Source organism: Paraburkholderia fynbosensis, from assembly GCF_902859935.1.
In the GTDB taxonomy this organism is placed as follows: domain Bacteria; phylum Pseudomonadota; class Gammaproteobacteria; order Burkholderiales; family Burkholderiaceae; genus Paraburkholderia; species Paraburkholderia fynbosensis.
The window spans coordinates 98,478-111,899 of sequence record NZ_CADIKI010000009.1; the positions used below are offsets into that span (position 1 = coordinate 98,478).

Annotated in this window: 12 protein-coding genes; 11 read left to right on the forward strand and 1 reads right to left on the reverse strand. The window is 65.0% G+C overall.

Annotated features, from left to right (window positions below):
* Positions 1-57 precede the first annotated feature (57 nt).
* Positions 58-1,479, reverse strand: coding sequence for a trypsin-like peptidase domain-containing protein (locus tag HV770_RS16680; RefSeq protein ID WP_175161282.1), 1,422 nt, complete (start codon positions 1,477-1,479; stop codon positions 58-60).
* Between the two features lie 331 nt (positions 1,480-1,810).
* On the opposite strand from HV770_RS16680, the gene HV770_RS16685 reads away from it, so the two are divergent.
* The 11 genes from HV770_RS16685 (at position 1,811) to HV770_RS16735 (ending at position 13,414) form a co-directional block, all read left to right on the forward strand.
* Positions 1,811-2,332, forward strand: coding sequence for a 2,4'-dihydroxyacetophenone dioxygenase family protein (locus HV770_RS16685; protein ID WP_175161284.1), 522 nt, complete (start codon positions 1,811-1,813; stop codon positions 2,330-2,332).
* On the forward strand, positions 2,329-3,078 hold the full coding sequence (locus HV770_RS16690; protein WP_175161286.1) for an SDR family NAD(P)-dependent oxidoreductase: 750 nt from the start codon (positions 2,329-2,331) through the stop codon (positions 3,076-3,078). Before HV770_RS16685 ends, HV770_RS16690 begins: the two co-directional genes overlap by 4 nt.
* Positions 3,079-3,160: 82 nt before the next feature.
* Positions 3,161-4,462: an MFS transporter gene (locus HV770_RS16695; RefSeq protein WP_175161288.1), complete on the forward strand. Its 1,302-nt coding sequence runs from the start codon at positions 3,161-3,163 to the stop codon at positions 4,460-4,462.
* 19 nt (positions 4,463-4,481) lie between these two features.
* Positions 4,482-5,210 carry an SDR family NAD(P)-dependent oxidoreductase gene (locus HV770_RS16700; RefSeq protein ID WP_175161290.1) on the forward strand — a complete coding sequence of 243 codons (729 nt, stop codon included), beginning with the start codon at positions 4,482-4,484 and terminating at the stop codon, positions 5,208-5,210.
* Between the two features lie 77 nt (positions 5,211-5,287).
* Positions 5,288-6,145 carry an IclR family transcriptional regulator gene (locus HV770_RS16705; protein WP_175161292.1) on the forward strand — a complete coding sequence of 286 codons (858 nt, stop codon included), beginning with the start codon at positions 5,288-5,290 and terminating at the stop codon, positions 6,143-6,145.
* Positions 6,146-6,473: 328 nt separating this feature from the next.
* Positions 6,474-6,644 (forward strand): hypothetical protein, encoded by a 171-nt coding sequence (locus HV770_RS16710; RefSeq protein ID WP_168663408.1) that lies wholly within the window; start codon positions 6,474-6,476, stop codon positions 6,642-6,644.
* A gap of 318 nt (positions 6,645-6,962) precedes the next feature.
* Positions 6,963-7,475, forward strand: coding sequence for a sigma-70 family RNA polymerase sigma factor (locus HV770_RS16715; RefSeq protein WP_175161294.1), 513 nt, complete (start codon positions 6,963-6,965; stop codon positions 7,473-7,475).
* Positions 7,476-7,528: 53 nt separating this feature from the next.
* The gene (locus HV770_RS16720; protein ID WP_175161603.1) at positions 7,529-8,482 is read left to right on the forward strand and encodes a FecR domain-containing protein; all 954 of its coding nucleotides are present in this window, start codon (positions 7,529-7,531) and stop codon (positions 8,480-8,482) included.
* Positions 8,483-8,611: 129 nt separating this feature from the next.
* Positions 8,612-11,098: a TonB-dependent siderophore receptor gene (locus HV770_RS16725; protein ID WP_175161296.1), complete on the forward strand. Its 2,487-nt coding sequence runs from the start codon at positions 8,612-8,614 to the stop codon at positions 11,096-11,098.
* A 62-nt stretch (positions 11,099-11,160) separates the two neighbouring features.
* On the forward strand, positions 11,161-11,958 hold the full coding sequence (locus tag HV770_RS16730; protein ID WP_246290951.1) for a hypothetical protein: 798 nt from the start codon (positions 11,161-11,163) through the stop codon (positions 11,956-11,958).
* A 412-nt stretch (positions 11,959-12,370) separates the two neighbouring features.
* On the forward strand, positions 12,371-13,414 hold the full coding sequence (locus HV770_RS16735) for a rod shape-determining protein (RefSeq protein WP_121322348.1): 1,044 nt from the start codon (positions 12,371-12,373) through the stop codon (positions 13,412-13,414).
* Positions 13,415-13,422 lie beyond the last annotated feature (8 nt).

Below are 13,422 nucleotides of genomic sequence, written 5' to 3' on the forward strand. Positions count from 1 at the left end.
TGCTGCGCGCAGTGCCGTTTTCGTCGATGTGTGGTTCGTCGATGTAACCCCGGCGGGTTAGCCGAGGTTGACGATCACCGACGCTTCTTCACCATCGCGCACCACCGTCAGCGAAACGCTGTCGTCGGCCTGCGCGATCATCTGCTTGAGTTGCTGGACGCCACGAATCAGCTTGCCATCCACCGCGACGATGATATCGCCGGCCTGAATGCCCGCGGCGGCGGCCGGACCACCGGCCTGTTGCACGAGCACGCCGCCGGGCAGCGAGGCTTCCTGCTGCTCGTCCGCAGTAAGCGGGCGAACCGCCACGCCAAGACGCGGCCGGGACTGCTCCGGCTGCGGCTGTTGTTGCGGTTGGCGCGCACGCGGCGATTCGGATGCAACTTGCGACGACTGCACGCCGACGGTCACCGACAGCTTGCGCTCGGCGCCATTACGCCAGACGCTGAGCGTCGCCGTGCTGCCCGGCGTCAGTTGCGAGACCTGGCCCACCAGTTCGCGCGTGCCCTCGATGCGCGTGCCGTTCACGCTGACGATCACATCGCCCTGGCGCAAACCGGCCGCTTGAGCGGGGCCGCTCGGATCGACCGAGCCGACCAGCGCGCCATGCGTCGAGGCCAGACCCAGCGACTTCGCCTGCTCCGCGCTGACCGGCTGCACACCCACGCCGATGCGGCCGCGGCTCACATGGCCGGTGCTGACGAGCTGGTCTTTCACGTGCATCGCCGCGTCGATCGGAATCGCGAACGACAGGCCCTGGAAGCCACCCGTGCGCGAATAGATCATCGAGTTGATGCCGATCACTTCACCGTTGAGATTGAACAGCGGACCACCCGAGTTGCCCGGATTGACCGGGACGTCGGTCTGAATGAAAGGGATCGGGCTGTCGTCGGAGAACTGGCGCGCTTTCGCGCTGATGATGCCGGAGGTCACCGTGCTGTCGAAGCCATAGGGCGAACCGATCGCCACTACCCATTCGCCGACCTTGCTGTTGGCCGGGTCGCCGATCTTCACGGTCGGCAGGTTCGATGCGTCGATCTTCAGGACGGCGACGTCGGACGTCTTGTCCGTACCCACCACGCGAGCGCGGAATTCGCGGCCGTCGGTCAGCTTCACGGTGACCTTTTCGGCACCTTCGACCACGTGGTTGTTCGTCAGAACGTAGCCGTCCTGGCTGATGATGAAACCCGACCCGAGGGCTTCCCCACCACGCCCGCCTTCACCGTCTTCACCACCGGTAGCGGCGTGCTTGGCGCCGATATGCACGACCGCCGGGCCGTAGCGCGAAACGATGCCGGAGAAGTCCGGCGCCGACGAACGCGTGCCGGTGATGCCTGCCGAAGCGCCCGCGGCGGAGACTTCGCCGTGCGCGTTGCTGACTGATGCGTCGGCTTCGCGGTGGCTGATCGCATAGGTACCGGCGATCGCAAGCACAACGCATGCGGCAGCGCTGCCGCGCCAATGTTTCCTGGTGGTCATAGTCTGAAAGTGTGCGGTGGGTTACTTGGAGGTGGCGTACTGTAGGGGCCTCCTCTTAAAGGAGGCTTAAAGATGGTGAGCGATCACGAGACACGTGCACGCCTTGGCTCGCGGCCGCACACAGGCGCACCTAGGCATTCGTCGATCTGTTCCGCGCGTCGCCGGACGCGTTTGTGGCCGGATACCCGGTCCGCCTGGAAGCACCCGCCGCGCCTTCCGTTTCAGAGCCGGTAAGTGATTTCCCCAGGATTGACCCCGGCTAATGCCCTTCCGATAATAGCCATATCGTGGACTATATGTCCACAATGCGGACATTTCAAAAAGGATTCTCATGCCCGAGGCTAACCACTCCCCGATGACGCCGTACCAGTTGCCTTTCCCCAAGGAAGCGCAGCAGGAGATCGTCGTTCCGTTCGCGATTCCGACCGATGAGCGCGTGTGGGTCCCGCAGGCCGAAAACGTGTCGTTCCGCCCGTTGTGCCTGAACGCGTCGCAGGGCTACTGGATGAACCTGTTGCGGGTTCGCAAGTCGGGCGTGCTGAGCCGCCATCGTCATCCGCAAAGCGTGCACGGCATGGTGCTCAAGGGCCGCTGGCGTTATCTGGAACACGACTGGGAAGCCACCGAAGGCAGCTACGTCTACGAGCCGCCAGGCGAAACGCATACGCTCTACGTGCCCGACGACGTCGAGGAAATGATCACGTACTTCCAGGTCAACGGGGTGATGTTCTACTGCGACCCGTACGGCAACTACACCGGCTACGAGGACGTGTTCACCAAGATCGACATGTGCCGCAAGCACTACGCGACCGTGGGCCTCGGTGAAGACTACGTGGACCAATTCATCCGATGAGCGCGCCCGTCAGCCTCGCCCACTACGATTTCTCCGGGCGTGTCGCGGTCGTGACGGGCGCGGCCGGCGGCATCGGCCGCGCGATCTGCGAAGCGTTCGCGCGCAATGGCGCATCGGCGGTCAACTGGGACCGTGTGCCGGGTGAGGAGGACACGTCTTGCGCGCCGCGCCACTTCCAGGCGGACATCACGCGCCCGGAATCGATCGAGGCCGCGCTCGCGGCAACGCTCGACGCATACGGCCGCATCGACTATCTGGTGAACAACGCGGGTTTCGCAGGACCCACGCTGCCGCTCGACGAATACGATCCACTCGAATGGCAGCGCGTAATCGACGTGAACCTGCTCGGCACATATCACGTAAGCCGCTTCGTCGTGCCGGTGATGCGCCGCGCGAACGCCGGGCGCATCGTCAATGTCGCGTCGCTGGCGGGTAAGGAAGGCACGCCGAACGCGTCCGCGTACAGCGCGGCGAAAGCCGGCGTCATCGCGATGACGAAGTCGCTCGGCAAGGAGCTCGCGCAGACCGGCATCCTCGTGAACGGCATCGCGCCCGCCGCGGTGGAAACCACGCTGCTCGCGCAGATGTCGCCAGCCCACGTGCAGACGATGATCGACAAGAGTCCGCTGCGACGGCTCGGCACCACGGATGAAGTCGCGCAGCTCGCATTGTGGCTTTGTTCGGATTCCTGCTCGTTCAGCACCGGCGCCGTTTTCGATCTCTCCGGCGGACGGGCGACTTATTGACGTCTTCGTTGCAGATCGTGTTTTAACCGTCGTATCCGTACTATTCCAAACATCCGCAAGGCCTCTTGCGCAGGAGACAAACATGCTTCAGAAGTCACAGCGTCTGAAACGTATTCAGGTGGTCGCGGTCGCCTTTCTGACGGTTGCGGGCATCATCAATTACCTCGATCGCAGCACGCTGTCGATCGCGAATCACCTGGTGAGCGAGGAACTTCATCTGTCCGCTTCGCAGATGGGGCTGCTGCTATCGGCGTTCTCGCTGTCCTATGCGTTTGCGCAGTTGCCGGTGGGCGCGTTGCTCGACCGTTTCGGCTCGCGCGTGATGCTCGGGCTCGGCATGCTGGTGTGGTCGATCGCGCAGGTCATGGGCGGCTTCATCCAGTCGCTCAATCATTTTCTGTTCGCGCGGGTCGTGCTCGGCGTGGCCGAGGCGCCGCTGTTCCCGGCGGGCGCGAAGGTCGTCAACGAATGGTTCGCGGTGCGCGAGCGCGGCCGGCCGACCGGCATGTTCATCTCGTCGTCGACCATCGCGCCGATGATCGCCCCGCCGCTGCTCACCGTGCTGATGCTTTCGTTCGGATGGCGAACCATGTTCATCATCATGGGCGTGCTCGGCATTCTGGTGGCGGTGGGCTGGTACATGTTCTATCGCAACCGCGATGAACTCGTGCTCACCGAAGCCGAAACGGCGCACCTCGAAGAAGGCTCGCTGAACTCCGAAGGTCCGAAAGGCCTGAGCTGGTCCGAATGGGGTGCGCTCTTCAAGCTGCGCAACACGTGGGGGATGATTTTCGGCTTCATGGGCGTGATCTACATGGTCTGGCTGTACCTCACGTGGCTGCCCGGCTACCTGGAGAAAGAGCGCCACCTGAGCATCGCGCATACCGGCTGGCTGGTGTCGATTCCGTACATCTTCGGCACCATCGGCATGCTGAGCAGCGGCGTGATCGCCGACTACCTGCTCAAACGCGGCATGGCGCCGATCCGCAGCCGCAAGTGGCCGTTGTGCATCGGCCTGATCGGCGCGGCGGCATTCACGGTGCCTGCCGCGTACACGCCGAGCACCACGCTCGCGATCGTCTACGTGTCTTGTGCGATGTTCTTCGTGAACATGTCGAGCGGCACCGCGTGGGCGCTCGTCAGCGTCGCGGCGCCGCGCCACCTGGTGGCATCGCTCGGCAGCATGCAGAACTTCGGCGGTTACCTGGGCGGCTCGTTCGCGCCGGTGATCACGGGCATCGTCGTCGATCAGACACATTCGTTCGTCAACGCGCTGCTGATCAGCGCGGGGGTCGCGTTCGCCGCCGCCTTCGTCTACCTGTTCGTCGTGAAGGAAGTGGCGCCCGCACCGCTGCCGAACGCCGTCAAAACCCAACCAACCTGAGCACTCGTTGCCAACTCACATGACATTCCAGAACAATCTGCTTGAAGGCAAGGTCGCACTCGTCACGGGTGGCCTCTCCGGAATCGGCGCGGCCATTGCGAACGGGCTCGCGAAGCTCGGCGCGCAAACGGTCGCGGCCGGTTTGCCGCTGCCCGAAGGCGCGCCGGATAGCCTCGATCGCGAAATCCGGCGCGTCACGCTCGACGTGCGTTCGAGTGACGACGTCGCCGCCGCGTTGCAGGCGTTCGAGCGGCTCGACATCGTGGTCAATTGCGCGGGCGTGATCAGCCGCATCGAGGAACACCGCATCGAGGTATTCGAATGGGTGATGGACATCAATCTGAACGGCACCATGCGCGTATGCTCGGCCGCGCGTGAATTGCTGAAGGCGTCGTCGGGCTGCATCGTGAATACGGCGTCGATGCTGAGTTTCTTCGGCGGCGGCCTAGTGCCGGCCTATAGCGCGAGCAAAGGCGCGGTCGCGCAACTGACCAAGTCGCTCGCACTCGCCTATGCAGTCGACGGCATTCGCGTCAACGCGATCGCGCCTGGCTGGATCGTCACGCCGCTGACCCAGGCGTTACAGGACGACGACGGCCGCTCGCAGGCCATTCTGGAGCGCACGCCGATGCGTCGCTGGGGCACACCGGATGAAGTCGCGCAGGTCGCGGCGTTTCTGTGCACGCCGGCCGCGTCATTCATGACGGGTGCGATCGTGCCGGTCGACGGCGGCTATCTGGTCGCGTGACGAACCGGCTTGGTGTCGATGGCATTCTGCCCGGGAAACAAGGGCATAATTGCTCCACTGTGTCCGACCGTAGCCTGATGTCCACCTCCGATTCCAACCCTTCCTCCCACGCCGGCCAGCGCGGCGAAAGCGCTGCCGCCGGCGCGGCCAGTGCCGCCGATGCGAAGACCGTTGCCGGCGCCGCCGCGTTCTCCAAGTTCATTGCCGTGCTGCAACTGGTCGCCGATGCCGAGACGCCGCCTAACGTCGCCAAGCTGAGCGCGGCGAGCGGCTATCCGCGCCCTACCGTCCACCGTATCGTGGCCGCGTTGCAGGCCGAAGGGCTGATCGTCGGCGCGGGGAGCGGCACCACGTTCGGTCTTGGGCCACGCCTCGTCAATCTGGCGAGCCGTAGCTGGGAGCGCTCGGACTTGCGCCTCGCGGCGGTCGATGCGCTGATGGAACTGCGCAATCTCACGTCGGAAACGATCCATCTCGCCGTGCCGAGTCAGGGCGAGATGGTGTACATCGAGAAACTGGAAAGTCCGCACGCAGTGCGCATGGCATCGCGTATCGGCACGCGGGTATCGCTGACGTCGAGCTCGGTGGGTAAAGCCTATCTCGCGACGCTCGGCGTGGCCGAACGCGAAGCGTTGCTGAAAGATGCGCCGCTGCGCCGCTTCACCGAGCACACGCTCACTACGCTCGACGAAGTCCGTACGGAGGTGATCGCCACGCAGCAACGTGGCTACGCCGAGGACCGCGAAGAGAATGAAATCGCGATCTCCTGCTACGGCGCGGCGATTCGCGGCGCTGACGGACGCGCGCTCGGGTGTGTGAGCATCAGCATGCCGACCTTCCGGCTCGAGCGCGACGCGCAAACGCGCTATATCGAGCCATTGCTGGCGGCTTGCCGGACTATCGCGGCGCGTCTCGGGCCGGCTTCGGAGCGCTGAACAGCTGAGCTCGAAGCTGGTCGGCGCACGCGCGCACGGTGCGCTGTTTGTCAATCTCCAGGGCGGCTCGCGTCGCATCGCACGGGTCGGTCGAAGGGACAGCAGAGGCAGCACTCAAGGTCCGCCACGCATGACTGTCCGAGACCAAAGCGGGCGCGGAACCTGCTACTCGATTAACCCGTCGATCGCTTGCCCGATGTGCCACCCAACGGCCCGCTGCCGAGGCGACGCGATTTCAGCGGAAGAATCGGGGCATCCGGTCGCGCTTTTCATGAGCATCAAGAGAAGCAACCGGGGCCATCCGTCGAATCGAACGAGGAGAACCACCATGACCCTGCTCATTTACCTGGCCGGCTGGATCATTCTGATTGCAGGCGTGTCATGGGGACTAGTCACGCTGCACGTCGCTCAACACACAGTCGAAATCGTGGCAGTCATTCTGCTGGGCGTGGCGGTGATTACCGGCGCCACGCGGGCACGCAGCCGCGACAAGACCTAGAAATGCACGCCGTCCCAGCCTGACACCCTTCGGACGGGCGCACGGCACATTGCCCGCCCGCCTCTGCGGCGACCTGTTGCCACCGCCGCCAGCAATCAACTTGCGGCTGCCCGCAACAAACTGCCCCTCGCCGGGGGACGGGAATCGCCGCGCCAAGCCGTCCCCATCAGGACCCAAGCTTCGCGAGCGACCCCGCCAAATTCGGCCCCCCTTGCTACCCGCTCAGCATTTTTCGCCGCCCATTTCCCCATGCTATGATGCGAATAATTCTCATTTATTAAGATGCTGGATCGGTCGATCCAGTGTCCACAGCGGGCCATGGCGGCAAACAATCCGACGCTGCATCGGCAGATGCAGACGCTCTACAGCGATCATCACGGCTGGCTTCACGCGTGGCTGCGCAAGAAGCTCGGCTGCGCGCATCGCGCCGCCGACCTCGCGCACGATACGTTTATGCGCCTGCTCGCCCGCGACGAGCCGCTGCGCCTCGACGAACCGCGCGCGTTCCTGACGACGGTCGCGCAACGCGTGATGGCCAATCACTGGCGCCGCGAGCAGATCGAGCGCGCGTACCTCGACGCGCTCGCGCTCGTGCCCGAGGCATTCGCACCGTCGCCCGAAGAGCGTGCGCTGCTGCTCGAAGCGCTGGTCGAGATCGACAGTCTGCTGGATAGTCTGCCGGTCGCCGTCAAACGCGCCTTCCTGCTGGCCCAGCTCGACGGCCTGACCCACGCCGAAATCGCCGCGCAACTGAAGATCTCGATTGCCACGGTGAAACGTCATCTGCTGCGCGCCGCGGCGCAGTGCTTCTTCGCGTTGAGCCCTGCGTAACGGATGCCCGATTGAACGCGGATACGAGACCCGATGTGCCGCGGCATGTGGCGATGCGCGCGGTCGAATGGTGGATGGAACTGCAATCCGGCAAGGACACGCGCGCGCAGCAATTTGCGCTGGCTCGCTGGCGCGCCGAGCACCCCGATCACGAGCTCGCATGGCGGCACATCTGCAACGTCAGCGGCCGCTTGCGCAGTCTCGCCGACGCAGCCGGCGAGGCAGGCGGCGCAGCTGCCGCACGCGCCGCGCTGACACGCACCGGTTCGGCCCGGCGGCGCGCCAGCGTCAAAGTAGTGGCGACGCTGCTATTCGCCGGTGGTGCGAGCTGGATGGCCAGCGAACATCTGCCATGGCGCGCATGGAATGCCGACGTACGCACCGCGCTCGGCGAGCGCCGCAGCCTCACCCTCGCTGACGACACGCGCCTCACGCTGAACACCGATAGCGCGATCGATATCCGCTTGGACGACACCGAGCGGCGCCTACGCCTGATCAAAGGCGAAATCATGCTCGCGACCGCGCATCGCGATGGCGAACGGCGGCCCTTCATCGTGCAAACCGCACAAGGCAGCCTACAGCCGCTGGGTACGCGCTTCGCGGTCAGACAGCAACGCGGGTTATGCCGCCTCGACGTATTCGAGGGCGCCGTGCGGATCAGTCCGCGCGACGCGACGCACCTTGCACCGGTCGTGCGCGCCGGGCAGCGCGCCCGCTTCACGCGCGACGCCGTCAGCCCGATGGAATCCATCGGCGAGAACGAGGCCGCATGGACAGACGGTCTGATCGTGGCCGGCGGCATGCGGCTCGGCGATTTCATCGACGAACTCGGGCGCTATCGCGCCGGGCACCTGAGCTGCGATCCGGCGGTGGCCGGTTTGCGTCTGTCGGGCACCTACCCGCTCGCGGATACCGACCGCGTGCTCGATACCGTGACCCGCATCCTGCCGGTCGAGGTCGTGTTCATTACCCGCTACTGGGCCACCGTGCGCGCGACGCATTCGTAAGGGTGTGCCGCAAGCGCCCCTCGCAGGGCTCGCCGACATATTTTCCTGCCAGTTGTGAGCTGTTTTCGAATCTCGCGTGACAAGGGAGATGAGAGCAACACATCGTCTATCTTCCTGCGAGCCTTGAACATGGGACAGTATCGAAAGACCGGCACCGGCCGTGGCGCATTGCGCGCAGGGCCGGCGGCGCACTTCGCGCGGCATATCGCAACGGCCGCGCTGATCTCGGCGGGGCTGCCGTCCAACGCGGCGCTCGCCGCCGAGCCTCCGGCCGACACGCGCGCCGCCGAAGCGCCGGTGCGCAAGCGCTACGACATTCCGGCCGGCCCGCTCGAGGGCGCGCTCAATCGCTTCGGCCGCGAAGCCGGGCTGCTGCTGTCGTTTCCGGCTGAGCTGGCAGCCGGTCGCAACAGCGAAGGCCTGCACGGCGAGTACGGCGTGCAACAGGCGATCGACCACCTTCTGCATGACACCGGCCTCGCGGCGCGTCAGCAGTCGAACGGCAGCTACACGCTCATCGAGCAGGAACGGCCAACCGCGGACGGCGCGAGCGGCACCCTCTTGCCCACCGTCGCCGTGACGTCGCGGCTCGTGAAAGCCGGCAGCTATCGCCCGCCCGCCGAGGCGGGCGTGACCCGCTCCGACACGCCGATACTCGACATCGCGCAGGCCGTCGCCGTCGTGCCGTCACAGGTGCTGCGCGACCAGCGTCCGCGAAATCTGGACGACGCGCTCGCGAACGTGAGCGGCATCGTGCAGGGCAATACGCTCGCCGGCACGCAGGACACGCTGCTCAAGCGCGGCTTCGGCGGCAATCGCGACGGCTCGATCATGCACAACGGCATGCCGCTCGTGCAGGGGCGCGGCCTGAACGCGGCCGCCGATAGCGTCGAAGTGCTCAAGGGCCCGACATCGCTGCTGTACGGGATCATGGATCCCGGCGGCGTCGTCAACGTGGTGAGCAAGCAACCGTTGCTCGCGCCTTATCACGCGATTTCCGTGCTCGGCTCGACATACGGGCACGGCCGTAACGGCGCGCAGACGACGCTCGATACGACCGGGCCCCTCGGCGACTCGGGCCTTGCGTACCGGCTCGTCGTCGATCAAACCAATGAACAGTACTGGCGCAATTTCGGCGAGCATCGCGAGACGCTCGTCGCGCCGTCGCTCGCGTGGTATGGACGCGATACGCAGGTGGTGGTCTCGTACGAATACCGGAACTTTCTCTATCCGTTCGACCGTGGCACCGCGCTCGATCCGAAGACCAACGAGCCACTCGCGATTCCGAGCCGCCGGCGTCTCGACGAGCCATTCAACGAGATGGACGGCGAATCGCACCTCGCGCAAATCAGCGTCGATCATCAGATCAGCGCCGACTGGAAGGCGCATGCCGGCTACAGCTACAACCGCGAAACCTACGACGCGAACCAGTTGCGCGTGCAGGGCATCAACAGCACCACAGGCGCCGTGTCGCGCAGCAACGACGCGACTCACGGCGCGCTGGGCACGGATAGTTACGCGATCGCCTATGTGGACGGCCATTTCAACGTCGCCGGATTGCGCAACGATCTGCAGGTGGGCGTCGACGCCGAGTACCGCCGCATTTATCGCCGCGACCTGCTGCGTCAGGCGACGAAATATCCGTTCAACTATTTCGCTCCGGTCTACGGCCTGGAGAGTCCGTCCACCACGGTTTCCGCGAGCGACAGCGATCAGACCGACACGCTGCACGAGCGCTCGCTGTTCTTCCAGGACAGTCTGCATCTGACCGACAAGTGGATACTGATCGGCGGCGCACGTTTTCTGAGCTACAACCAGGTCGCGGGCAAGGGCCGGCCGTTCGTCGCCAACACCGACATCAACGGCACGAGATGGCTGCCGCGTGCGGGTGTGGTCTACAAATGGACCGACACGGTGTCGCTGTACGGCAGCTACACGCAGTCCCTGAAGCCGACCTCGACGATCGCACCGCTCTCGAGCGGCGTGGTGATCGATTCGTCGGTGCAGCCCGAGCAGGCCACCTCATGGGAGCTCGGCGCAAAAATGGCGTTGCCCGCCGGGCTGACCGGCACGCTCGCGCTCTTTAACATCGACAAGAAAAACGTGCTGGTGCAGCAGTACAACGATGCGACCAAACAGACCGACTGGCGCACCGCCGGCAAGGCGCGCTCGCGCGGCGTCGAACTCGACGTCGCGGGTCAGATCGGCGAGCACTGGAGCGTGATCGCGAGTTACGCCTATCTCGATGCGAAGACCACCGAAGACCCGCTCTACGCCGGCAAGCGCTTGTGGAACGCGCCGCAGAACACGGCGTCGTTCGCGGCGGTGTACGACTTCGGCGCGATCCTCGGCGGCGACCAGTTGCGCGTGGGCGCCGGCGCGCATTACGTCGGCGCGCGGCCGGGCGATTCGGCGAACAGCTTCACGCTGCCGTCCTACACGGTCGCCGATGCGTTCGCCACCTACGACACGAAAATCGGCAACCGTCATCTGTCTTTCCAGCTCAACGTGAAGAACCTGTTCAACAGGACGTACTACCCGTCGAGCGTGAACAAGTACTTCGTGTCGATTGGCGACGCGCGCCAGGTGTCGCTGCTCTCGACGCTCGAGTTTTGAACCGCGCAGGCGCGGCACGCGCCGCGGTTCGCACTATCCAACTGAACGAGACTGGAAGGTCCATGAACATTCGTAAGCACCGCACTGACCCCGCCCTCGCGCCGAGTGGGAACCGCAGAACTTTTCTCGCCGCGGCAGCGAGCCTCGGCGCAGGGTTGGCCTTTGGCGCGCCCGCAGCCTACGCGATATCGAACGCCGCCGGCACGGGCAGGAAGGTGGTGATGGTCGTGCAGGCAAACGGGCAAACCGGCGAGAAAGAAAACGGCCCGGGCCAGAGCGCCGATCAGAAGATCGCCGCGCACCTCATCGCGCGCGGCTACAGCGTACGCATGCTCGACCAGGCACAGCCGCCCGAAGCGGCGAGCGACGCCGATCTGGTGCTGATCTCGTCGACAGTGTCGTCGAAACAGATGGCGGGCGGCTGGCGCTATCTGGCGAAGCCGATGCTGACATGGGAAAACGATCTGCTCGACGACTTCGCGATGACCGGCAAGCGCCACGACGTCGACTTCGGCGAAGCGGAGAAAGAGCGCTACCTGTGGCTCGTCAACGCGCCGCACCCAATGGCCGCCGGTTTGCCGGCGGGCGCGACAAACGTCTACGCGAGGCAGGCAGCGATGAGTTGGGGCAAGCCTGGCCTTGGCGCGACGATCATCGCGACGCTGTACGGTCAACCAGAGAAAGCGGCGATTTTCGCGTACGAGAAAGGCGCGACCATGGACTATGAATCGCTGGCACCCGCGCGACGCGTGATGTTCTTTCTGAACAACGACACATTCGGCAATCTGTCGGCGGTGGGTGCGAGCCTGTTCAATGCGGCGGTGGATTGGGCCGCCTCGCCCGTAAGCAATCCGGCCTGAAGCCGTTCTCAATTCGACGCCGTGCGCGATTGCGTGGCAGGTGCGCCCGCCGTGCTTATCGCGCCGGCGCGCGGCTTCAGCCGCCCGCAGCGTTGCGCGTCGCGCCGCTGCACTGTCTTGAGCAGCCCGCACAGGTTCGGTCTGTTCGCCCGCTCGGGCCTCCGTACGGCAAGCCCCGCCAGCGTCGTCCACTTCCTGCGAAGCCCGAGGCTGCTGGTGGACCCGCGTGCCGCGCGCGCGGGTAAGGCCGATCAGGACTGATTTTCCGCCCGCTCAGCCACCGGCGTTGCCGCCGCATCCGAAACTGTTATTCTTCCCTCTCTTCCGACCGTCAACCGGTCGCCTGGCGCCACGGCGCGGCACTCCCCCAGCGGCGCTCACACGCCCCGACCTCACAGAGACAGGAATTTGCATGTTCGGTTTTCTGCGCGGCTATTTTTCCAACGACCTGGCCATCGACCTCGGCACATCGAACACGCTGATCTACATGCGTGGCAAAGGCATCGTGCTCGACGAACCCTCGGTGGTCTCCATTCGCCAGGAAGGCGGCCCGAATGGCAAGAAGATCATTCTGGCCGTCGGCAAGGAAGCGAAACAGATGCTCGGCAAAGTGCCGGGCAACATCGAGGCGATCCGCCCGATGAAAGACGGCGTGATCGCCGACTTCAACATCACCCAGCAGATGATCAAGCGCTTCATCCAGATGGCGCACGAATCGCGGATGTTCGCGCCGTCGCCGCGCATCATCATCTGCGTGCCGTGCGGTTCGACCCAGGTCGAGCGGCGCGCGATCAAGGAAGCCGCCCATAGCGCAGGCGCGTCGCAGGTCTATCTGATCGAGGAACCGATGGCCGCGGCAACCGGCGCGGGCCTGCCGGTCTCGGACGCGACTGGCTCGATGGTGGTCGACATCGGCGGCGGCACGACCGAAGTGGGCGTGATCTCGCTCGGCGGCATCGTGTACAAGGGCTCGGTGCGCGTGGGCGGCGACAAGTTCGACGACGCGATCGTCAATTACATCCGCCGCAACTACGGCATGCTGATCGGCGAACAGACGGCCGAAGCGATCAAGAAGGAAATCGGCTCCGCGTTTCCCGGCTCCGAAGTCAAGGAGATGGAAGTCAAGGGCCGCAATATGTCCGAAGGGATACCGCGCAGTTTCACCGTATCCAGCAACGAAATTCTCGAAGCGCTGACTGATCCGCTGAACCAGATCGTGTCGGCCGTCAAGATCGCCCTGGAACAGACGCCGCCCGAACTCGGCGCCGATATCGCCGAGCGCGGCATCATGCTGGCGGGCGGCGGTGCGCTGCTGCGCGACCTCGACCGCCTGCTGGCGGAAGAAACGGGGCTGCCGGTGTTCGTCGCCGAAGCGCCGTTGACGTGCGTGGTACGCGGCTCGGGCATGGCGCTCGAACGGATCGAGAAGTTCGGCGGCTTCTTCTCCTATGAATGAGCGCGTGC